1 protein-coding gene is annotated in these 443 nt (G+C 41.8%); it reads left to right on the forward strand.

The window, feature by feature from the left end:
- Window position 1: 1 nt before the first annotated feature.
- Window positions 2–443 (forward strand): translation elongation factor Ts (gene tsf / locus HC175_RS18800; RefSeq protein WP_168139720.1); only part of this gene is annotated, 442 nt, incomplete at its 3' end.

Raw genomic sequence — 443 nt, forward strand, 5'->3', positions numbered from 1 at the left:
TATGGCAAATATAACCGCCGCAGAAGTAAATAAACTAAGACAAGCTACCGGTGCCGGTATGATGGACTGCAAAAAAGCATTGGTAGAAGCCGATGGTAATTTTGACACTGCTATCGAGATCCTTCGTAAGAAAGGTCAAAAAGTTGCTGCAAACCGTGCCGACAGAGAATCAGCTGAAGGTGTTGCTATCGCAAAAGTAAATGCAGAGAATTCAAGAGGGGTGATCATCTCTCTTAACTGTGAGACAGACTTCGTTGCTAAAAATGAATCTTTCATCCAGTTGGCCGAAGACTTCGCAGATCTTGCTATGAACGTAAATTCTAAGGAAGAGTTACTATCTAAAGATTACAAAGGCATCACTGTTCAGGAGAAACTTACTGAACAAACCGGAGTAATTGGTGAGAAGATCGAGATCGGTGATTTCAGAACTCTTGAAGCTCCTT

Source organism: Salinimicrobium oceani (assembly GCF_012037645.1).